Genomic DNA, 21,718 nt, shown 5'->3' with positions numbered 1-21,718 from the left:
TATTTAGACATGAACAACTTAAAATATTTGCTGTATACCGTTGTGATTAGTGCATTTGCCTTATCTTGTAACGACGACTTTGTGAGCACACAACCCTTAGGAGAAGTACCCAAGGAAGTTGTCTGGACCGACGCGGCATTGGCAGAAGCGTTTGTTTTTGAGATATACAACGGCTTCGGCGTGGGGGGCTTCTATGAGCAGCAACTGGCGTCCATGACCGATGAGGCGCTCTTTACACATCCGGGACGGGGCATTAATACGGTTAATGAAGGTCGGGCAAACGCCGCGGATCAGGGATATATTATGGATACCTATCAGTATGGAAACATGTATACCCGGATCCGGGCGGCTAATACCGCTATCATGAATCTGCAGAATCCGCAGTTCGATAATCCGACTAAAGCAAGTCAGCTGCTGGGCGAAGCGTACTTTCTCAGAGCCTACTACTATCACCAGCTTGTGCGGATGTTTGGAAGCGTGCCTCTCGTGAATATAGTTTATGAACTGGGAGATCCAGACTATACGCTCAGCCGTAATACCTTTGAAGAATGTATTGATTTCATTGTCGACGATTGCGACTCTGCAGCTCTGCTATTAGCGGAGAAGCAAAAAGTAGATGGCCGGGCAAACGAGATTGCGGCGCTGGCCTTGAAAGCCCGTGTATTGACATACGCCGCGAGCGATCTGTTTGACAACGCTACCGCCAGGTCGAAATCAGATGTACTGGGAGACTATGCTAACCCAGAGTATCTCGGATACACGACGGGCGACCGGATGCAGCGCTGGCAGAAAGCAAAAGAGGCTAGTAAAGCTGTTCTGGATCATGCCGAATACCGCTATAAGCTAGACCTAGACGGGCCTGTCACAGCAGAAGAAGGCAGAGCTAATTACACAGCTCTCGCCATGGGAGGCGGAAGCAAGCTGGCGGATACCGACGCTAAAAGAGACTTGATTCTCGGGCGCTTCTTTATTGATCTTAAAGACGAGCGGGGAGGTTGGGTAGGTCGCGATAATGGGCCAAACGGCTACCATAACTGGTCGGGAAATACACCTACGCAGCTGTTGGTTGACGACTACGAGATGATTAACGGCAACCGGTTTGACTGGAATAATCCAGAGCATAAAGCTGCGCCATACCGCAATCGCGACCCTCGCTTTTATGCCACTATACTGTACGACGGCGCAGATTGGAAGCCTCGGACAGACGACGTAAAAAATCGTGACCCATATAACCAGATACAAACGGGTCAATATGAAATTGGAAATGGATCTGGGACAAAAACGGTACAGTTCGGCCTGGATACGAGGAATGGACCTATTGAAGATTGGAACGGTTCGTACACCGGTTATTATTATCGTAAGTTCGTAGATGCTGATCCTGCAATTGTCGACCAGAATACAAGACAGTCGATTCCCTGGCCGATCCTCCGCTATACAGAAGCCGTACTGAATTATGTAGAAGCCTGTATTGAGCTAGGCGAGGAACAAGAGGCAAAACTTTGGATAAACCGTATTCGTTTTCGTTCAGGCATGCCTGCCATCAACGACAGCGGAGAGGCATTGAAGAGGCGTTATCAAAATGAACGGCGCATCGAACTGGCGTATGAAGAACATCGATTCTTCGATGCCCGGCGTTGGATGATTGCGCCACAGACACTCGGCCGGAAGGTTAGTCTCATCCGCATAGAAGGTAAACTAAAGCCGGGAAAACAGGTGTCTGTGTACCGATATAATACCGAGAACTATAACTACACTTATACAGTCGGTACATTGGACCCCGGAATTGAAAATAGAACCTGGAACGACAAAATGTATTTCGCCCCTTTTCATCGGGACGAGACCAACAGAAATACGAAGTTGGTGCAAAACCCAGGATACTAATAATAGAAGAAGCGAGACCCGTTCTCGCTTCTTTTAATTTAACGGTTGCCGTATACTAGTAAAATCACTATTTTAACGGTGGGATAGGACTAGAAAAAAATCTACTCAATGAATATTACATTAACAGGGAAAACAGCACTGGTCGGTGGAAGTTCGGCCGGCATAGGAAAGGCTATCGCACAGCAGCTGGCGGCGAGTGGTGCAAGCGTGGTTTTGATGGCACGAAGCGAGGACCGGCTGAAAGCTGCATTGAAAGAGCTTCCGGTGGACCAGGAGCAACATCACCGTTATATCGTAACGGATTTTGAAGACTATGATCAGCACCATAAGTGCATGGCACGTTTTTTTTCGGTAAACCATGTCGATATTTTGGTAAATAACACCAACGGACCCGCAGCTGGAGGAGTTTTTACAAAAACGGAAACCGACTATCAACGCGCTTTTGAGCTTTTATTTCAAAATGCTGTAAATACAACCCGGCTCGCTCTCCCTCATATGAGGAATCAGGGTTTTGGCCGTATCATTAACGTATCCTCGATGACGGTCAAAGAACCTAGTGCGACCTTAGTGTTATCAAATACGATGCGGACAGCTTTAGTTAGCTGGAGTAAGACGTTGGCATCGGCAGTTGCATCGGATGGCATCACTGTTAATTCCATTTTAACTGGATTCTTTGATACTGACCGGTTGAATAGCCTGCTGAAGCAGCAGGCCGATGACACCGGTATCCCGTTCGACGAATTGAAGAGGCGACGTATCGAGGCCATTCCGGTGAAGCGGCTGGGCGACCCGCGGGAGTATGGCTCATTAGTTGCGTTCTTAGCGTCGGAGTACGCTTCTTTTTTGACAGGAGCGGCGATCCCGCTGGATGGCGGGGCAGCAGCCGGCCTGCTTTAATAACTGATCGAGCTTGTAGATAAGAAATGCGTCAAACGGATGACGGACGCCCGTTAAACTCATTCCTTTTCCAGCTCTTTTTTATAATGTTGAATCTGTTCTTGAATAGTTTCATCCAATTCCGGATACTGGATGTCGTGGTATTTCGAAAGGGTGTCCCATAAAACCCTGGCAACAAGATACCGTGATATATCCTTGTTATCCGCCGGAATAATATACCATGGGGCGTACGGTTTTGTGGTTTCGCGGATCGCTTCTTCGTAGCATTCCATGTAACGTCCCCAAAGTTTACGTTCGGCTAAATCTCCGGGAGAAAACTTCCAGTTATGTTCTTCCTTTTCCAGCCTTCTCAATAGCCTGTTCTTTTGTTCTGCTTTGCTTAGGTGGAGGTAGAACTTAAAAACGATCGTGTGATTGTCCGTTAGATGCCGCTCAAAGTTATTGATCTGTGAGAAGCGCTGCCGCCAGAAATTCTCAGGGATATCCTTGACCGAGGTAATGCCGGGAATATGTTCGTTTAAAAGATACGAAGGGTGCACCCGCGTGACCAGTACGTTTTCATAATGCGTACGGTTAAAAACACCAAATTTCCCCTTGGGAGGAAGATTTATGTAATGGCGCCAAAGATAGTCGTGCTGAAGCTCCTGCGAAGTGGGCGTCTTAAAACTTTTAACTTCTACGCCACGGACATTAAACTCCTCAAAGAGCTCACGGATGAGGCTGTCTTTTCCTGCAGTGTCCATGCCCTGTAGACACACCAATACGGCATAGCGGTTGTGCGCATACATGACGTCCTGAAGTTTCGCCAACTTTTTACGTAGCTTTTTTAACTCTTCCTGTGCAAAATCAGGACTGATTTTATCGGACACATCGGTGGGCATACGGTTCAATTGGACCCCTTTGCCGGCTTTAAGGTGCTTAATATCCATGTTCATATTATTCTCGCTTATACGAATATACCTAAAAAAACAATTATATTTATCGTATGTATAGTTAATTTTTATAACTTTAAGTTATGATTGCAGAAGAGCTACTCCATTTTGTTTGGCAGTTTCGGCTTTTTAACCAATTTGACCTGTATAATACAGAGGGTGAAAAGGTCGTGATTGTGCAGGTAGGCGAGCACAACATTAACGCGGGTCCGGATTTTTTGTACTGCCAGTTGCTGATAGGCGACAAGCTTTGGGTCGGACATGTCGAAATCCATGTCGATGGACGGGATTGGACAAGGCACGGGCACGATCAGGATGAGCAATACAACAATGTTATTTTACATGTTGTATACACCTTTCCAATTGACGCTTTCCGACAGGACAAAACCATGATACCGACGTTGGTGATCAAAGAGCTGCTGCCGAAGCAGCTGGTAGAGCGCTATAAACGGATGTTGCTGCACAGAGCTTGGATCCCCTGTGCAAAGCAACTCGATACGGTATCATCTGTTTTGAAGGTTCAGGTTTTGCAGCGTATGGCCGTGTTACGGCTGGAAGAACGGGTAGGAGATCTACGGCGTATTGTCGTGACAGAACAGAAGGGCTGGGAATATGGCCTTTTTCAGCAACTGTGTCGCAGCTTCGGCACGAAGGTTAATGCAGATGTTTTTCAAAGACTAGCAGAAAAAGTTGACTTAACTTTGGTCTGGAAATACCATGGGGATACAACCAAGCTGGAGGCCATGTTTTTCGGACAGGCCGGCTTCCTACAGAAAGATCTCGATGAGTCCTATCTGAAAGAGCTGCAGGAGGAATACCGTTACCTGAAAAGGGTGCACAACTTGTCAGAAATATCGGCGGCCGAATGGAAGTTCCTACGGATGAGGCCATATAACTTTCCGACCTATAGACTAGCCCAGCTCGCGGCCCTATATAATAGTAGTCCATATATTTTTGCTTTATTGTTGTCTTCCAACGACATTACGCCCCTTGTCGAGATGTTAAAGAGTGTCAGAGCCACCCCCTTCTGGCAATACCATTTTAATATGGAGAAGAAATCGCCGAAGCATGATACGAAGCTTTCAACACGTTTTATAGAGCACCTTATTATTAATTGTTTTATTCCGGTACTCTTTGCATACGGGAAAGAGATGGGACAGGAAGAACTGCAATGGAGGGCTTTTCATTGGCTGGAAGAGCTGGATAAAGAAGATAACAATATTGTCCGGAGTTTTTCGAAGCATTCTTTAGCGGCAACGAACGCCTTGGATTCCCAAGGGCTGTTACATCTAAAATATAACTATTGTAACGCCAGGAAATGTCTGCAATGTCCAATCGGCGTTTCCATCCTCCGACATTAAGCGACGCGCAGTATCTCCGCTATCTCTTTAAAACCTTTTTCAAAAGCCAGGTCGGAAGCGGTCATACCCATGTCGGTCCTCAAGCTAATATCTGCACCATTCTCCAATAGAAGGATGATTATGTCAATGTTACCTTGTTGTGCGGCGAGGTGCAGAGGCGTAATGCGTGCGTTCTGAACAACATTCACTTCAGCGCCGGCTTCTATCAACATTTTGCTGATTTGGTCATAACGGCCCGTAATTGCCGTATGCAGCGGATAGACATGATAGCCATTCTGTGAGCAGACGTTGGGATCGGCCCGCTTTGTTAAAAGTGTTCGAACGACTGCTTCCTGTCCAAAGTGGGTGGCAATTCCCAGCGGGGTAAACCCATGAGACGAAAACTCTTCGACTACATCTGGCTTCTGTTTCACCATGGCCTCAATTTGTGGAGCGAGGCCGATTGCGCAGGCCTCATGTATAGTTATGGTCGTCAGGTGGTTTAAGATTGTTTTAATAACCTGATCTTTATGGTAGTAGCAGGCTAGCAACAATGGAGATATATCGTGGCTGGTCTTCTCCCTTAATAACTCCGGCTGTGCACGAAGTAACACCTCCAAATCGTGGTGGTTTCCGGTCTCGATATACTCTTCTAACTTGTATAAACTCATTGATTGTTTCTATTGACGCCTACGAATTAAATAAAAAAATACGAAATTAGAATCAATTGTGAATAACATTTTAAGTGTGCATAATGTATAATTGAAGCTATAACGACACAATCTCTTTTAGTTTTGAAAAGTTTGGGCGTCTGCCGACAAAAAAGCAATTAATAAATTTTTAGTGTTTCCGGCGGTATATCAATAAGATCGTAAAAAAAAGATGTTTCTACATTTAATTTTTTATGTGTTGTAGCTAATGCTCTACAAGTGTTGAAAAACCTAGCGTAAAGGTTTGTATATCGTCAACTATAACCTACTTTTGTAATGCCCTTCCCAAGGGGCATGTTTTTCATAGGTAGATGTAGGGTCGAATATTCATATTCGACCCTTTTTTTACACCTGTTCATCAATATCCAGAAAGGTAGGTCGCTCTTTTCAGGGCTTCTGAGAAGTGGATGACGGCCGACGGTTCAATGGAATCATGAAAGTTTTCTTTACTTTTGCCAAGGAAGCTATGAAAGAAAAGAAAAAGATCGTCGTGGCCATTACGGGCGCCAGCGGAGCAATATATGCAAAGGTTTTACTGGATAAACTGGCCTGTTTGACAGACCAGGTTGAAGAAGTAGGTGTCGTCATGTCCGACAATGCAAAGGATGTCTGGAGGTTTGAGTTGGGAACCGAGGATTATAAGACCTATCCGTTTAAATTTTATCAGAAAAGCGACTTTATGGCGCCGTTCGCGTCTGGATCGGCACGTTACGAGACTATGATCGTATGTCCCTGCTCCATGGGCACATTAGCGCGTATAGCACATGGTATTTCCTCAGATCTGACGACGCGGGCGGCAGATGTCGTGTTGAAGGAACGAAGACGCCTTGTCTTAGTAACACGGGAAACGCCGCTGAATGCGATGCATATACGGAATATGGACATCATAACCAACTCCGGCGGCATTATCTGTCCTGCAAGCCCTTCCTTTTACAGTCTGCCCAGGACATTTGAAGATCTGGCTGCAACCGTGATAGATCGCGTACTTTCTCTATGCGACATCCGTATCGATAGCTACTCCTGGGGAGAGGATAGATAAAAACCGCTATTTTTGAAATAGGGTTACCATATAATTTTGTACATTTGTTTTTCAATGAAACGACGTATTGATTTGGATCTTTTTATTCCATATTTCATTGTCTTACCAAAAGAAAAAATGCAACAATTACTTGCGTCGTTTTTGACTTTTCAGCTCGTTGTTTACGCTATTTTGTTTTCACCACTAATTCGTTTAAAGAACATTCATGGATAATATTCTAATCACCTCTGCTACGCTTATATCCCCCGGCCACCTGCAACACGGCCATATCGTTGATATTCTGGTAGAAAAAGGGAACATCAGTCGAATTGCGGACGCCACCACGTCCGCAGATGTAGATGCGCATATCGTTGATGGTAAAGGATGCTTCGTTTCGGTCGGTTTTTTCGATTTGCATACCAACTTTGGAGTGCCGGGGCTGGAGACGAAAGAGGACGTGACAACTGGAACTGCCGCAGCTGCGGCGGGAGGTTTTACGGCTGTGGCGGTTTACCCTAACACCAACCCGCCGATACATAGCCGTTCGGAGGTGTCTTTGTTGGTTAACACCGCCAGGGGAAATTTAGTGGATGTATATCCGATAGGCGCAATCAGCAAGAAAAGAGATGGAAATGAACTGGCAGAGCTGTACGATATGCAGCAGGCAGGGGCGATCGCGTTTAGCGACGGCGACCGCAGTTTGCAGCAAGCTGGTCTCATGAGCAGGGCATTGCTTTATTCGAAAGGATTTAAAGGTCTAATCATTTCTTTTCCGGAAGATCACTCGGTTGCAGGCGGGCATCAGATGAACGAAGGCGAGATGAGTACCTATTTAGGTATGAAAGGGAAACCAAACCTTGCAGAATCGTTAATGGTGTCACGCGATTTATTCCTGGCAGAATATAATGAGGCCCCCGTTCATTTTACGAGCATTTCTACAGCGGAGTCTGTCGAACTGATAAAAACAGCAAAATCAAAAGGTATCCAGGTGACATGCGACGTAGCAGCGCATAACCTGGTTTTCACGGATGCGGAGGTGGTCGCTTTCGATAGTAATTTTAAGGTTAACCCACCGTTGCGGACCCAAAGAGACGTCGATGCCTTGCTGGAAGGACTACGGGAAGGCACCATCGACGCGGTGGTTTCCCAGCATACACCGCATGAAATCGAATATAAAAATGTGGAGTTTCATATTGCAAAAGAGGGGATCATAGGATTGCAGACCGTGTTGCCTTTTTTGGTGAAAGCAGGACTCTCTGCCGAGGATATTGTCACCAAACTGGCGATTAACCCGCGCCAGATTATTGGACAGACTGTGCCCGGCATTACAGAAGGAAGTGCCGCCAACCTGGTGCTTTTCAGTATGGAAGATCAATGGGTGTATGATCAACATACCAATAAATCAAAAGCAGCAAACAGTCCTGTGCTTGGACAGCGTTTGCAGGGAAAAGTAAGAGCAGTAATTAATCATGGCCAACTGGTCGAAAACAAATAAGCTATGGATGGAAAAGTAAAACAAGCTTTCGATGCGGGCATCGAAGCGTACGCAGCGTCAGAAGGTATCGAAGCCTCTGTATTTGCCGGTCTATTGCAAACGGCGTTCGATAAGGAGGCGCCTTTTATGGATAAGGTGCAGGCCCTGGACGACGCGTTCGATAATCATCCGCGTTTCGAGGAACTGCGGGAAGTGTACTTCGACCTGCTGATGGTCAACTTTTTTGCGGCCGACGTGCAGAAGCTCGAAGAAGACTACCTTGAATCTCCGGAGTGGGAAGCAATTGAAGAGGATACCATTGAAAGAGGTACCGAATTGTTGAATATATTTTTATATCTTAGAGAATGTGCTGACGACGAAATAGAGCCTTCATTGGAAGACTACCTAAAGGAGTTCTTGTTAGTTGAGGAAGATGAATTTCAGGACGAATATGCAATTTATGAGAAGGTGATTGCCAACCAGATACTGGTCGAAAGTAGTTACGGAGAGATCAGTAAAGTTGCAGCTTCGTTGTCCTATCAAGACGACTTAAAAGAACTGTTTTATCCAATGGTGAGCTTCTTTATGGAGCCATCTCCTTCGTCGCAGCAACTGAACGAGTTTGAAGACAACGCGCTCAACAAATCATTTGACACGGCTATTTACCAAGTTATTGTAAACTTTAATAGATAAAATTATGATTCAAGAACCCTATGGAACCTTTCCGGCCGCCGAGGTAAAAAAGGAAGGCGTAAAATTTGGCATTTATTTAGGGATTATCTCCCTGGTCATCAGCATTGTTTCCATGTACGTACTCATGAATAGTGCGAACTTTAAAACCAGTTCGATGGTAACCGGCGGACTTACATTAATCCTGATGATTGCCCTATCCGCCTATTTTGCCGTGTCACTACGTAAGGCTGCAGGCGGATTTTGGAACTTTAGTCAGGCATTGAAAAATATCTTTATCATGTTGGCTATCGCTGTCGTTATCTCGACTGTGGGCGGCGCACTGTTTAACCTGATCAACCCCGAGCCACAGCAAGTGATCTTTGACAAGACGATCAACATGACGATCGAAACTATGGAAAGTGTCGGCGCAGACGACGACCTTATCGACAAGCAGGTCGCGGATCTCGAGAAGACGCGCGACGAATTGCGTACTTTCTCCGTAGGACAGACGTTGAAAGGACTAGGCGTTAGCCTCATTATGTATTTTGTGTTTGCACTTATCTTGGCGGCGATCCTAAAACGGGAGCGACCTGCCTTCTTAAATGTAAGTAACACGGGCAATGACGCGACGCCGGTGCAGGAAGACGGGAATGGCTAAAAAAGAGACGGCCGAGAAGGTGTTTTCGGGTGCATCACAGATTGGGAGGTAAGGCGCTCTCGTTAAAGCGACCAGGCACGGCGCTACGGTCTGACAACGAAAAAGGAAGACTTGTCGAACCGGACCTACCGGGCTCGCATACATTACTGATGCCTGCTTCGCGGTCTGCGGCATTGAGGCTTTTTCTGGAACGGATTTTTGCCGTGCGCCCGGTGCTCCCTGCCTGTGTGAATTATTTTGACTTTAATTTTAATATGGATATATCAGTTGTTGTCCCGTTGTATAATGAGGAAGAATCTTTGCCGGAGCTGACGGATTGGATTCGCAGGGTGATGTTAAAACACGGATTTTCTTATGAGATAATATTGGTAGACGACGGAAGCAGTGACAAATCCTGGAAGGTGATAGAAGAGCTGCGACGCGGGCATGAGGAGATTATCGGGATTAAGTTTCGCCGTAACTATGGGAAATCGGCGGCATTAAATGTTGGGTTTAATGCTGCGGAGGGCGAGGTCGTTATCACGATGGACGCCGATCTTCAGGATAGTCCCGACGAAATACCGGAACTGTATGACCGTATCGTCAATCAGCAGGCCGATCTGGTATCGGGATGGAAACAGAAACGTTATGATCCCCTGACGAAAACTATCCCGACGAAACTGTTCAACGCCGTTACCAGAAGCATGTCTGGAATCCATAATCTTCACGACTTCAACTGCGGTCTGAAGGCCTACCGTAAAGATGTTATAAAAAGTATTGAAGTCTATGGCGAAATGCATCGCTATATCCCGGTTTTAGCGAAGTGGGCCGGCTTTAAAAAGATTCAGGAACAGGTGGTACAGCATTATCCCCGCAAATACGGAACAACCAAGTTCGGGCCAGGCCGCTTTATTAAGGGATTTCTGGATCTGCTTTCCATATTTTTTGTTGGGAAGTTCGGCAAAAGACCGATGCACTTTTTCGGTACCATCGGTGTTCTCAGTTTCCTGGTCGGATTCTTTATCACCTGCTATCTGATCTTCGAGAAGCTGATGAGCATAGCGAATGGATCAGCATATCGGAATGTCACCGACCAGCCGCTGTTTTATCTTTCTTTGGTTGCTATTCTGATCGGAACACAGCTATTTCTTACCGGCTTTATAGCGGAACTGGTATCCCGCAACGCGACCGACCGTAACAAATACCATATTGAAAAGATGATTTAGACATGTTCTTTTCGATTATTATCCCGCTGTACAATCGTCCACAGGAAATTAAGGAACTGTTGGAGTCTTTGACGCACCAACGTTATACTTCCTTTGAGGTGATCGTTGTTGAAGACGGTTCGTCGGTACCGGCGAAGCGAGTAGTAGAAGATTTTAAGGATAGGTTAGATGTCCGCTATCTGGTAAAAGATAACCAGGGGCAGGGATTTGCTAGAAATCACGGCTTCGCGTATGCGAAGGGCGACTATTTTATTGTCTTCGACTCGGATGTTCTGGTGCCGGAAGATTATTTGCATCATGTGCAAACGGCTATCGGTCAGCACGGCTGGGACGCTTTCGGAGGGCCTGATGCTGCCCACCCTTCGTTTACGGAAATTCAGAAGGCGATATCATATTCTATGACTAGCCCTTTTACGACCGGCGGAATCCGGGGAAACAAGAAGCACGTGGGACAGTTCCACCCCCGGAGCTTTAATATGGGAATTTCAAGATCGGTATATGATGCGACCGGCGGATTTCGTCTGTCGAGGCGATCGGAGGATATAGAGTTCAGTATACGGATGATTGAAGCCGGATTTAAGGTCGGACTGATACCAGAGGCATTCGTCTACCATAAGCGTCGGGCGACCTTTCCGCAGTTTTTTAAACAAACAAACGCATTTGGCAAAGGCCGGATCGATATATACAAGCTGTTCCCTGCCGAACTGAAAGCAGTACATATGTTACCTGCCTTTTTTGTACTTGCTCTTGCGACACTACTGCTATTGAACCTTTCCGTCTTTATCGCTGAAGAAAGACTTCATTTCGTCTCTTTCCTGTGCGTGTTGGGAAACACCTTGATAGGCATATATACCCTGTTGCTGTTTTCCCATGCGTGGATGTCTACCAAGAGCTGGAAGGTCGCCGGTTTGGCGGTTGTAGCAGCCTACACGCAGCTTATCGCATATGGGACGGGCTTCCTTAGCAGCTACATGCAACACGTACTGTTGAAAAAAGAGCAGCAGTCGGCCTAGAAAAATAGAATAAAGTTTTTTAATTTGTCTAAAAATTTAAAACAGTGATTGCATTTACACAACATAATCTAGGAAAGTTGGAGGAACTGTTTGCGGTGCTGGGGTATCGGGTGCGTTACGAAAAAGGTTCGTTCCGGACAGGCGCCTGTATCTTACAAAATACCAAAGTTATTGTTGTCAATAAGTTTTCCAATCTTGAAGTAAGGATTCAATCGTTAGTACAATTGCTCCGCGAGATGGAGATTGATGAATCTTTATTGGACGATAAAAAGAAAGGCTTTTATAAGATGCTAAAGAAAGAAGAGGCGGCATTTTGAGAATTACCTTTTTAGGAACAGGGACATCACAGGGTGTGCCGGTCATCGCCTGTCAATGCGCCGTCTGTTGTTCAGACGACTCCCGAGATAAGCGCCTTAGGACGTCAATATTGGTCGAAGATGGCGAATTCACCATCGTGGTGGATACCGGCCCCGATTTCCGTTACCAGATGCTTAGGCAAAATGTCCGGCATCTCGACGCTGTACTGATTACCCACTCCCATAAAGACCACATTGCCGGCATGGACGACGTTCGGGCGTTTAACTTCCAACAGCAGGCGCCCATCCCCGTTTATAGCTCGCCGGAAACGCAGGATGCCTTGCGACGTGAGTTCTACTATGCATTTGGGGAACGTAAATATCCCGGCGTGCCGCGGCTGCAGTTGGAAACAATCGTGGCCGGCGAGCCTTTTTTGATCGGCACGCAACGTATCCTTCCCTTCGAGGTGATGCATTATAAAATGCAGGTTATGGGCTTCCGTATCGGGGATTTTGCTTATATCACCGACGCCAAAACCGTTTCCGATGCATCAAGATCGTTATTGGAAGGGGTTCGTACACTCGTTGTAAATGCGCTTCAGGAGGAACCGCATATATCTCATTTTACGAGGGATGAAGCAATAGCTTTCGCACGTGGAATACAGGCTGAAAAGACTTTTTTGACACATATCAGCCATCGCTTCGGTAAACATCAGGATATACAAAAAGGCCTTCCAGAGGGATTTTTTGTTGCTTTTGATGGTCTCGCCATAGAGATAAACTAATCGTTTCTTAAATACCCAAAACTTTTTCTATACAAATACTGTTCTTGTAATAGAATTGGATATAGTTTTTTAAATCAATTGAAAAAGTTATGGGAAACATTCTTTATTTAATAGCCGTAGTTCTAGTCATCATATGGGCTGTTAGCTTCTTCGGCGGTTATGCGACAGGTGGAATTATCCACATCTTACTGGTCATTGCCATCATTGCGATCTTATTAAGAGTCATACGCGGTTCTGCCTAAATTTTAGGTGATTCCAAGTAATATTGGGCTATACGGATGTCTTCAGGAAAGGTGATTTTTATATTCCTATGGTCGCCGGGAATGAGTCTGACCGTATAACCCAATTTTTCGACTACGGAGGCATCGTCTGTAAATTCGGACGATTCTTCCTGTTGGAACGCTCGCTCGATAATATCTCCCCGGAACGTCTGCGGCGTTTGCACCATCCACACCTGTGAACGGTCTATCGACCTGCTGCAAGCGAGCGTTCCCTGACGGACAGAGTTCGTACTCAATACGGCCAGCACGGTTGAACCATGGATCGACGCCTCTTCGAAACAACGATCGATCAACTCGGGGCTTATAACAGGCCTTGCGGCATCATGAATTGCGATCAACGTGTGTTCCAAGGGTTGCCGTACACTCTCCACGATTTTAAGTAATCCATTTCTAACGCTTTGAAAGCGGCTGGTTCCCCCGTACGCGATGGTATGCGGAATATCGAAATGATGCTGTTCACACAGGTCGTTCCACAAAGCATGCATGGCTTCGTTGATTACCAGCACCACCTCAGGCGAACTTTCTGCTTCAGTAAACCGGGCTATGGTGTGCATTAGTACAGGCCGGTTTCCAAGCGGCAGATATTGTTTGGGTAGATCGCTTCCCATTCTGCTGCCCGTCCCGCCGGCGACGATAATGACATATCTTTTTTGCATATGCTAAAATACAAATAGTAATGGCTATACCGCAACGGGCGCACGATAGATTTTCCATTGTCAAAAGCCGGCTAACCGACGTAATGAAGTTGGCTCCCGTTGTTTACATCATTGACCACGGTGACGGCGCGCGGAATACGCTCTTTTAATTCTTCAACATGTGAAATGATACCAACGATTCGACGCTCTTTATGGAGATATTGTAGGGTCTCGAACACAACGTTGATACTTTCGGCGTCTTGCGTTCCAAATCCCTCGTCAATAAAGAAGAAGTTTTTGTCGGCTTTGTTTAAGGATTGCACATTTTCCGCCAGTGCTAAGGCCAGGCACAGCGAAGCTTGGAAACTCTGGCCGCCGGAAAGCGTTTTAACCGAACGTCTAAACCCGTTGTTTAGGAAGTCGACCACTTCAAACTCATTGTTTTCGTTGACGGTAAGACTGAGTTTGTTTCTGGTTAACCGGTGAAAACGCACATTCGCAATCTCGCATAATCGCTGTAAATGGATGCTGGACACGTAGTTAACGAATCCGGAGCCGCGGAAGAGATTTTCCAGCGTGGTGAGATTGCTCTTCCGTAAGTTAAGTTTCTCATAGGCGTCGAGTAGCTTTTCTTTTTTTGCAAACTCAACCTGCAGACGTGCGCATTCTTTTTCTAAAGCTCCTGTAAAGCGGATTTGCAACTCTAACTCTTCACGTTTCAAGCTATGCAGATTCATTTTTTCTTCGAAGGTAACCTCGTCAAACTGATCTTCCGCAACACGTTTCTCGAGATCTGCTATTTGCGACGACAGGGAATCCAGCCTTACGTGAAATTCCTGAATGACTTTTTTAGTGCTGTCGATATCTATATTTCGCTGCAGTATCTGTTGCACCTGCATGATGTCCCCGAAACCGTGCTCTTTTAACAGCGCGGAAATCTCCGCCTGACGCGCGCTAAGCTGCTGATATAGCTGCTGGAACTGCTCTTTTGCTGCGCTACGTTCCCCGTTGATATGGGCAAAATTCGTTTTCAATTGCTGTATTGACTCTGATAACCGTTTATGGCTGTCTTCCAAAAGCCGAACCTTTTCTTCGACCTGGAGCTTCCTGTACAACAGCTGGGTTTCGTCCAGCAGGGCAAAATCCTGAACGGTTAATATGCGCAATTGGGCCTCGCTCTGTTGAATCAGACCGGCCGTGACAGCCATACGTTGCTCAAACTCGTTCAGGGAGTTTCGATATTTTTCAATTTTTAACTGCGTATCCTGCAGCTGGGAACGCGCGTCTTTCAGCGTCTGTTCAACACGCTTGATATGTTGCTCTTCTAGCTTGTTTTTGTCCTTGTACGACAAAAATAGCGTTTTGTCCGTTGCCGAAAACGAGTCCCAGCTAAACTGTTGACGGTGCAGGCTTCTTCTTTCCAGAAGTTGCATATGTGCAGAGTCAACTTGTTCTACCTGTTCGTTCTTTTCTTTCCAGCGGGTTGATGCCTGCATTAACTGTTGGTATTTTTCTTTAAGCTGTCGAAGATTGTTTCTGAGTTCGCTACGTCGATCAGTGAGGTCTTTTTCGTACAGATGAAGATCATGCATAATCATCGGCGAAGGATGATCAAGAGATCCACATAGTGGGCAGGCCTGTCCTTCAACCAGGTCGTGCGCAAACGCAGCGAGTTTTGTTTGGACCTGTAACTGAGTTTCTTCATGCTGTAACTCTATCAAAGCGGTATTCCATTGATCTTCCTGATCAAGAAGGAGGGCTTCCCACGCATCTATAGCTAAGCCTTGGGTATCGAAAATGGATGCGATTTCAGCAAGTTCGCCCCGAAGAAGGTCAGCTTGTTTCCCGAGCTGCTCAATCTGGGCAGACAGATGTTCGTCGGTTTGGTACCACGATTCGAGAGCCAGCAGGATAGATGTATCAATTTTACTGTTCTTCAGCGATTCAAGCTCGCTTTCTTTGGCGCCGATGGCTTCCAGAAGCTTTTTTTCCTCTTCCTGCACCCTCAACAAATGCGGCTGTCCATCGGCGATGCGCTTATTAAGCGACGCCTGTAACTTCCTGTTCTGCGCTATGCCGACGAGCAATTGCAGATCGTCGCTCTCTGCCTTGAATGCGTCCAGCCGCAGATATTCGGCTACAATGTTTTCCCATTCCTGCTCCTGTTGTTCCAATTGGGACAGAATGTCCTGCTTTTTCCCGGTGAGCGTCTCTATTTTAAAGGTCAGCTGTTCTTTCTCTTTATTTAGCTGCTGGGTGTGATGGAGGATTTCCCGGAATGCTACGCTCGTACGCTCATAGATATTTAAGTCCTTCTCGAGTGTGTCTATCTTAGCCTGTTCATTTAGCAACTTGGCCGCCTCCTGTTGTTTAATGGCGAGGTCAGCCCTAAGACGCCTGCCCTCGGTTAAGCGGGCAATCTCCTGCTCCAGCACACTGGTTTCTGCTCTGACAGCCGCCAAGGTCTTTTGCGCGCTTGCAAGCTCCTCCTGTTTTGCAGCCAGTACTTCCATACTGACCGATTCAAATCCCGAAAGCGCGCCTTTCAGGTGTTCAAGCAGGCTGTTATTCTTCTTCTGGAGCGCCGATACCTTGGGTCCGAGATCAAAGCGGTCGAGGTTGAAAATTTCCTTCATCATCTCGGAGCGATCTTTTCCGCGAAGTTCCAGAAATTCCTTAAACTGCCCTTGAGGAATAATGATAGTACGTCTGAAGTTGGGATAGCTGAGATTCGTCACCAGGCCTGCGTCGGCAGACTCCATGGGCACCCAGCTGTCGCCCCTCCATTCGTATGCAATACGTTCCAAAGTGGTGGTTTCTTCAAACCTCTTACGGCGTTTCCACCGTGCAACAAAGCGGAACTTCCGGTTTTGGTAATTGAGAAAATCGAATACAATATGGGCCCCCTCAGACTTCAGGTTGAGCATATTGTATGTTCTTTTCTCCTGTTTGTTTAATCGTTCCGTTTCCCCGTACAAAGCGAAGCTAATCGCTTCTATGATGGTCGACTTTCCAGAGCCCACTTTACCGAATATGCCGAATAAGCCCGCTTCCGTTAGGCGTGTGAAGTCAATTTCTTGTTTTTGTTGATAGGAATATAATCCTTCTATGCTGAGGTATACAGGTAGCACGTTTACTCCTCCTTTTCTGGTTCACTGTTTATTACTTCATTCAATAGGTCCATGATCTCCTCGTTAGGCTCCTGGCCCAGGCGGTATGAAAAATAATCTTTAAAAAGTTGATCAACTTCCTGTTCCAGGTTGACAGACCGGGCTTTTGCAATGGCGCTTTCTTCCCTTTGTACGACCGGTATAATATGAATTATGCCTTCGTGCGACTCATGCAGACGTTTTAGGTCAGCCGAACTGAGAAATTCCTGGCTGACGATGGTTAGCTCCACCAATGTTTCCGGATGCGCTGCTAACCACTGGATGGCGGTATCAACGTCCTCGAAGCGCTTGCGATGTAACTTACGTCCTGCAGTAAGGGGAATCGGACGATACTGTACCGGATGATTGGGGACGCCCTCTATGAGGACTACGTTTTTTTCCTGCCCGGCTTCAGAGAAAGAGTACGCCAAGGGACTGCTTGCGTACACGACGGGCGCTGGATGACCTCCTATTTGCTGGAAGCGGTGCAGATGTCCCAGAGCGGTATACTGAATTTGCTTGGGAATGCTGTCTGAGTAGACGAGATCCGCATAGCCCAGCTTGATTGGCTTTTCACCTTCTGGTTCTTCGAGAAGTTCTCCGTTTCTTTTTAACATGTAGAGGTGCGCCGTTAATATATTTAATCCTTGATTATCACAGTAGCGCTCCGCAAGATCATGCCAATGTTCTTTTAGAAGCTCGTTAACCTGGAGTTCTCGTTCGTCGAAACCCAGAAATTGCTTAAGACGGATCTCATTGGCAAATGCGGTATGCACGATGCGCAGCGGATAGCTGTACGCGGGAAGCGTTATTTCCACAAAGCCCTGGGCGGATTGGCTGACGCTAAATCCGCCGGGAATGGTACATGGGTTTATTTCGGCTTTGGGGTACCCAATAAATAAGATCCCACACTCACGGGCCAGCGTGTCGGGAGCGTCGATGCGGTCTGCACTGTCGTGGTTTCCGGCGATAGCGATCACGGGACGCCGCCCCTCATGACTCAATTTTCGTAAAGTCCGATACAGAAGTTCCATAGCTTCCACTGGCGGATTGAACGCATCGAACAAGTCGCCAGCAACAATGACGGCATCTACCTTTTCTTTGTCCGCTATTTCACAGATTTCCGAGAGGACGGCCCGTTGCTCGTCCAACCTTGAAAAGTGGTCTAACCGTTTACCCAAATGCCAGTCGCCTGTATGCAAAATCTTCATGCTGTTGTGGTGTTGGAATATAAAATTAACGAAAACTATATGTAAAATTGGTTAAGAAATGTGAAAGTCACAAATCCAACGGGGCAGAAAGACAACTGACGTCTGCTTATCTGCAATGTGCCCGCCTGATAAGCAGTGGGTTACAGGGATTCCGGATTTCTCGTTCGAACGAAGCAGCAACGCATTCGATGATGTGGCCCTTTTAACGGCTTAAGCTGCTTGCAGGCCGATAAGCAAAAAGCTGATGCTATTGTCTCTCGGAATGGCCGAGGTTCTTGTCCGGGTTCACCACGTCCCGCACCAGCTGTTTGAGTTCCTTGATTTCGGGAAATCTGCCGGCTTTTTTTCTATCGAATACCGTTTCGCCGTCTATGGCAATGGTAAATCGGCCGCTGACATCAGCGGGCACCAGCGTTACCCCGTAAATATCGTCCGTAAATGTGGTCAATAGTTCCTGTGCCATGTACGCGGCCCGCAACATCCAACCGCACTTTGGGCAATAAAAAATTGAAATGGTCGGTTTCATCGTATTTAGTATCTTTTTAATTGCCAGCCCGTAAGCCGCAGCGTTACCCGGATCGGGTAGTTGCGGCGTTATCCCAGCTTATTCCTCCAAACTTACGTAAAATGCTTTACATTCACATGTGCTCCGAACAGTCTATCAAAAGGCGTACTGATCTAGAATGGTAGAATATTGAATTACAATGTACTTTTAACTGTTAATTTGTATTTTAGCATTGTCACATTCCTCAGAGGTGGCATATACTAGACTGTTTTTGCTAAATGTATGGTTGTTTATGTTCAAATATATCTTGTTTTTTGCTGCGCTTGTAGCCCCCTGTCTGTTATTTAGCCAGCAGCAAGCTATCCATGGAAAGGCTGCGTACGACTTTTTAATTGACACGGAGCATTACAATGCAGATAAAGAAAGCCCCTTGCTGATATTCCTTCATGGACGGAGCCTGTCTGGAAAAGATTTAAACAGGGTCAAACGATATGGCGTGCTCTATGCGAAGAACCGGGGTGTGGCGATACCGTCGTCACTAATCGTGGCGCCCCAGACCTCCGGCGGATGGGACCCCGACAAGATAAAAGATGTGTTGGATTATGTTACCACCAATTACAATGTAGACAAGACTAAAGTGTACGTCTGCGGAATGAGTATGGGCGGATACGGGACCATGGATTTCGTCGGAAAATATCCCGGATCGGTGGCTGCTGCTGTTGCCATCTGTGGAGGCGGGACACTAAAGTATGCCGAGAACCTTTCGCGCGTTCCCCTCTGGATCCAGCATGGAAGCGCCGACAGAGCAGTTCCCGCCTCGGAATCCCGGAAGATATACAAGGCGATAAAAAACGTTAATCCCGATGCAGAAGCCAGACTGACTATAATACCAGGAGGTACCCACGGAAGCGTTGAGAGACTGTTTCACCAAACCGACCTCTATGAATGGATGTTCCAATACCAAAAAAAGAACTAGTATAGCTTGAAAAAATACTAATTTTTTTAGTATTTTTGAGCATGGATACTGAGGAAAACAAGGGAGAATATTTTAAGGGAAGAGGAGCGCAGGTTAATCCGAATAACAAGTTCATCTCGAGAAACTACGTGCAGGAACATGTAGAAGGATTGGACGAACCTTTTTTAGAGTCGTCTCCGACGCAAATAATCCCTACCTATCCGAAGCAGATTCTTTCAAAAGTGGATAGCCCCGATATAGGTTTTTACAAGTCATTAAATCCCTACCAGGGATGCGAGCATGGCTGTATCTATTGTTACGCACGGAATTCTCATGAATACTGGGGGTACAGCGCCGGGTTGGATTTTGAGAGAAAGATTCTGGTAAAATACAGCGCTGCTGAGTTGTTGAGGGACGAGTTCGATAAAAAAAGTTATGTGCCGGAGGTAATCTTCATGTCCGGTAACACCGACTGCTATCAGCCTTTGGAACGTAAGTTAGGACTTACCCGAAGTATCCTGGAAACGATGTTGGCTTATAAACATCCTGTATCGTTGATTAGCAAGAACGTGTTAATGTTACGTGATCTGGATATTTTGGCCGAACTCGCATCAATGGGGCTAGTCAGTGTGTCCGTCACGATAAACAGTCTGAGGGAAGAGGTAAGACGAAAGATGGAGCCGCGGACGGCTACCGCCAAGGCTAGACTAAAATTAATAGAACGCCTTGCAGAGAAGAACGTTCCTGTTTCGTTGATGATCGCGCCGATAGTACCCGCTGTTAACAGCGATGAAATGCCTGCGCTGATCAAAAGCGGTGCAGATGCGGGTGCCAAGTGGGCAAGTTATACGATCGTACGCCTAAACGGCTCCATCGCCGATATCTTTAAAGATTGGGCTTATAAGAACTACCCTGACAGGGCCGAAAAGATTATACATGGAATAGAAGCGTGCCATGGAGGGAAGCTCAACGACAGCCAATGGGGGAGGCGGATAAGGGGAGATGGACAGGTTGCCGAAGGCATACGTCAGCTTTTCAAAATGGCAGAAAAAAAATATATGGGTAAAGAAGAAAGACCTGTGCTGCGGACGGATCTTTTCGACAGACCTGACAGCAGTGGACAGTTACGGTTGTTCTAAAAGAAAAAAAACGGATGGTTTGTGCATCCGTTTTTCTTCGTGCCTGGTTATTGAAGCGGGGCAGGTGCCTCTTCTTCAAATAGGGGCAAGTCTTTGATAATATTATACCAAGATATAATCTTTTTGATGTCAGAAGAGTAGACGCGGGACTCGTCGTGTCCAGGTGCTACTTCCCGGAAAAATTCACGCAACGCGTTGCCGTCTGCTTTTACGTCAGGTGTATCACCTCCTCGTTCTTTGATGGCTTCGAACACGTCCACCAAACGTATCTCGTCTTCTTCGCCATAGATGGTTATGTCTTCCAATGTGGCCATTTTGGTAGTGGAGAGGTTTACCGTAGATTTTATTTTTTTCTCATCTAGAGACTCCAAAATGAATCCTCCCTTATTTTGGCCAATTAATTTAAACAGGCCCGGTTTCCCTGTTACGGATACTAAAGCTCTTAAATTCATGGTTCCCCTGATTAGTCTTCGATAATTTCAACTGCTAAAATACGATCTCCTTGTCTAATGTCATCAATAACATCGATGTTTTCGACCACTTTGCCAAAACAGGTGTGGTTCCTGTCCAGGTGCGCAGTATTATTACGGCTGTGGCAAATGAAGAACTGTGATCCTCCCGTGTTGCGTCCGGCATGGGCCATCGATAGAACACCGCGGTCATGGTACTGATTGTTCCCGGTCAATTCGCAATCAATTTTATAGCCCGGTCCGCCCGTTCCGGGAATGCCGGTAGCTCCTTCGCGCGTATTAGGACATCCTCCCTGTACAACGAAATCCGGTATAACCCGATGAAAAGATAAACCATCGTAATAACCCGACTTTGCTAACTTTATAAAATTGTCCACTGTATTAGGAGCGTCCTCTGTGTAGAACTGCACAGTCATATCGCCTTTTTCCGTCTTAATAATAGCTTTACTCATAGTTTTTCTAATTTACTTATGGAACTGCAAAGATAAAGTT

At 46.4% G+C, this 21,718-nt stretch carries 22 protein-coding genes; 14 read left to right on the top strand and 8 right to left on the bottom strand.

Annotated elements, in window-relative coordinates:
- Window positions 1-9 precede the first annotated feature (9 nt).
- A complete protein-coding gene (locus BC792_RS03630; protein ID WP_148907626.1) occupies window positions 10-1,881 on the top strand; it encodes a RagB/SusD family nutrient uptake outer membrane protein in 1,872 nt (623 codons plus the stop codon).
- A gap of 108 nt (window positions 1,882-1,989) precedes the next feature.
- The gene (locus BC792_RS03625; protein ID WP_148907625.1) at window positions 1,990-2,778 is read left to right on the top strand and encodes an SDR family oxidoreductase; all 789 of its coding nucleotides are present in this window, start codon (window positions 1,990-1,992) and stop codon (window positions 2,776-2,778) included.
- 59 nt (window positions 2,779-2,837) lie between these two features.
- Here the strand turns inward: BC792_RS03625 and BC792_RS03620 are convergent, their stop codons facing one another.
- A complete protein-coding gene (locus tag BC792_RS03620; protein WP_148907624.1) occupies window positions 2,838-3,713 on the bottom strand; it encodes a PPK2 family polyphosphate kinase in 876 nt (291 codons plus the stop codon).
- An 80-nt stretch (window positions 3,714-3,793) separates the two neighbouring features.
- On the opposite strand from BC792_RS03620, the gene BC792_RS03615 reads away from it, so the two are divergent.
- The gene (locus BC792_RS03615; protein WP_148907623.1) at window positions 3,794-5,071 is read left to right on the top strand and encodes a DUF2851 family protein; all 1,278 of its coding nucleotides are present in this window, start codon (window positions 3,794-3,796) and stop codon (window positions 5,069-5,071) included.
- Here the strand turns inward: BC792_RS03615 and BC792_RS03610 are convergent.
- Window positions 5,068-5,721 carry an ankyrin repeat domain-containing protein gene (locus BC792_RS03610; protein WP_148907622.1) on the bottom strand — a complete coding sequence of 218 codons (654 nt, stop codon included), beginning with the start codon at window positions 5,719-5,721 and terminating at the stop codon, window positions 5,068-5,070. The genes BC792_RS03615 and BC792_RS03610 overlap by 4 nt on opposite strands.
- A gap of 505 nt (window positions 5,722-6,226) precedes the next feature.
- On the opposite strand from BC792_RS03610, the gene BC792_RS03605 reads away from it, so the two are divergent.
- The 9 genes from BC792_RS03605 (at window position 6,227) to BC792_RS03565 (ending at window position 13,123) form a co-directional block, all read left to right on the top strand.
- Window positions 6,227-6,799, top strand: coding sequence for a UbiX family flavin prenyltransferase (locus BC792_RS03605; protein WP_148907621.1), 573 nt, complete (start codon window positions 6,227-6,229; stop codon window positions 6,797-6,799).
- 205 nt (window positions 6,800-7,004) lie between these two features.
- On the top strand, window positions 7,005-8,273 hold the full coding sequence (locus BC792_RS03600; RefSeq protein ID WP_148907620.1) for a dihydroorotase: 1,269 nt from the start codon (window positions 7,005-7,007) through the stop codon (window positions 8,271-8,273).
- Window positions 8,274-8,276: 3 nt separating this feature from the next.
- On the top strand, window positions 8,277-8,945 hold the full coding sequence (locus tag BC792_RS03595; protein WP_148907619.1) for a hypothetical protein: 669 nt from the start codon (window positions 8,277-8,279) through the stop codon (window positions 8,943-8,945).
- Window positions 8,946-8,949: 4 nt separating this feature from the next.
- Window positions 8,950-9,582 (top strand): DUF4199 domain-containing protein, encoded by a 633-nt coding sequence (locus BC792_RS03590; protein ID WP_148907618.1) that lies wholly within the window; start codon window positions 8,950-8,952, stop codon window positions 9,580-9,582.
- A 254-nt stretch (window positions 9,583-9,836) separates the two neighbouring features.
- Complete coding sequence (locus tag BC792_RS03585; protein ID WP_148907708.1) at window positions 9,837-10,787, top strand: glycosyltransferase family 2 protein; 951 nt, start codon at window positions 9,837-9,839, stop codon at window positions 10,785-10,787.
- A gap of 2 nt (window positions 10,788-10,789) precedes the next feature.
- A complete protein-coding gene (locus BC792_RS03580) occupies window positions 10,790-11,800 on the top strand; it encodes a glycosyltransferase (protein WP_148907617.1) in 1,011 nt (336 codons plus the stop codon).
- A 44-nt stretch (window positions 11,801-11,844) separates the two neighbouring features.
- Window positions 11,845-12,117: a hypothetical protein gene (locus BC792_RS03575; protein WP_148907616.1), complete on the top strand. Its 273-nt coding sequence runs from the start codon at window positions 11,845-11,847 to the stop codon at window positions 12,115-12,117.
- The gene (locus tag BC792_RS03570; RefSeq protein WP_148907615.1) at window positions 12,114-12,881 is read left to right on the top strand and encodes an MBL fold metallo-hydrolase; all 768 of its coding nucleotides are present in this window, start codon (window positions 12,114-12,116) and stop codon (window positions 12,879-12,881) included. Before BC792_RS03575 ends, BC792_RS03570 begins: the two co-directional genes overlap by 4 nt.
- 89 nt (window positions 12,882-12,970) lie before the next feature.
- Window positions 12,971-13,123 (top strand): lmo0937 family membrane protein, encoded by a 153-nt coding sequence (locus BC792_RS03565; protein ID WP_148907614.1) that lies wholly within the window; start codon window positions 12,971-12,973, stop codon window positions 13,121-13,123.
- Here the strand turns inward: BC792_RS03565 and BC792_RS03560 are convergent.
- From BC792_RS03560 to BC792_RS03545, 4 genes are all read right to left on the bottom strand, one after another.
- The gene (locus tag BC792_RS03560; RefSeq protein WP_148907613.1) at window positions 13,120-13,818 is read right to left on the bottom strand and encodes a 2-C-methyl-D-erythritol 4-phosphate cytidylyltransferase; all 699 of its coding nucleotides are present in this window, start codon (window positions 13,816-13,818) and stop codon (window positions 13,120-13,122) included. The two genes, BC792_RS03565 and BC792_RS03560, sit on opposite strands and share 4 nt — an antisense overlap.
- 71 nt (window positions 13,819-13,889) lie before the next feature.
- A complete protein-coding gene (locus tag BC792_RS03555) occupies window positions 13,890-16,928 on the bottom strand; it encodes an SbcC/MukB-like Walker B domain-containing protein (RefSeq protein WP_148907612.1) in 3,039 nt (1,012 codons plus the stop codon).
- A 2-nt stretch (window positions 16,929-16,930) separates the two neighbouring features.
- A complete protein-coding gene (locus BC792_RS03550) occupies window positions 16,931-18,157 on the bottom strand; it encodes a metallophosphoesterase family protein (RefSeq protein ID WP_148907611.1) in 1,227 nt (408 codons plus the stop codon).
- A gap of 247 nt (window positions 18,158-18,404) precedes the next feature.
- Window positions 18,405-18,683 (bottom strand): Rdx family protein, encoded by a 279-nt coding sequence (locus tag BC792_RS03545; protein WP_148907610.1) that lies wholly within the window; start codon window positions 18,681-18,683, stop codon window positions 18,405-18,407.
- Between the two features lie 271 nt (window positions 18,684-18,954).
- On the opposite strand from BC792_RS03545, the gene BC792_RS03540 reads away from it, so the two are divergent.
- Complete coding sequence (locus BC792_RS03540; RefSeq protein ID WP_148907609.1) at window positions 18,955-19,638, top strand: carboxylesterase family protein; 684 nt, start codon at window positions 18,955-18,957, stop codon at window positions 19,636-19,638.
- Between the two features lie 41 nt (window positions 19,639-19,679).
- Entirely contained in the window at window positions 19,680-20,756 is a 1,077-nt protein-coding gene (locus BC792_RS03535) for a PA0069 family radical SAM protein (protein WP_246154825.1), read from the top strand.
- Between the two features lie 47 nt (window positions 20,757-20,803).
- Here BC792_RS03535 and BC792_RS03530 read toward each other — a convergent pair whose 3' ends face one another.
- Together BC792_RS03530 and BC792_RS03525 are read right to left on the bottom strand one after the other, a co-directional pair.
- On the bottom strand, window positions 20,804-21,208 hold the full coding sequence (locus BC792_RS03530) for a DUF5606 family protein (protein ID WP_148907607.1): 405 nt from the start codon (window positions 21,206-21,208) through the stop codon (window positions 20,804-20,806).
- Between the two features lie 11 nt (window positions 21,209-21,219).
- On the bottom strand, window positions 21,220-21,678 hold the full coding sequence (locus BC792_RS03525) for a peptidylprolyl isomerase (RefSeq protein ID WP_148907606.1): 459 nt from the start codon (window positions 21,676-21,678) through the stop codon (window positions 21,220-21,222).
- Window positions 21,679-21,718 lie beyond the last annotated feature (40 nt).

Source organism: Sphingobacterium allocomposti (assembly GCF_008124885.1).
GTDB lineage: Bacteria > Bacteroidota > Bacteroidia > Sphingobacteriales > Sphingobacteriaceae > Sphingobacterium > Sphingobacterium allocomposti.
This window is presented reverse-complemented; position numbering and strand designations above follow the sequence as displayed.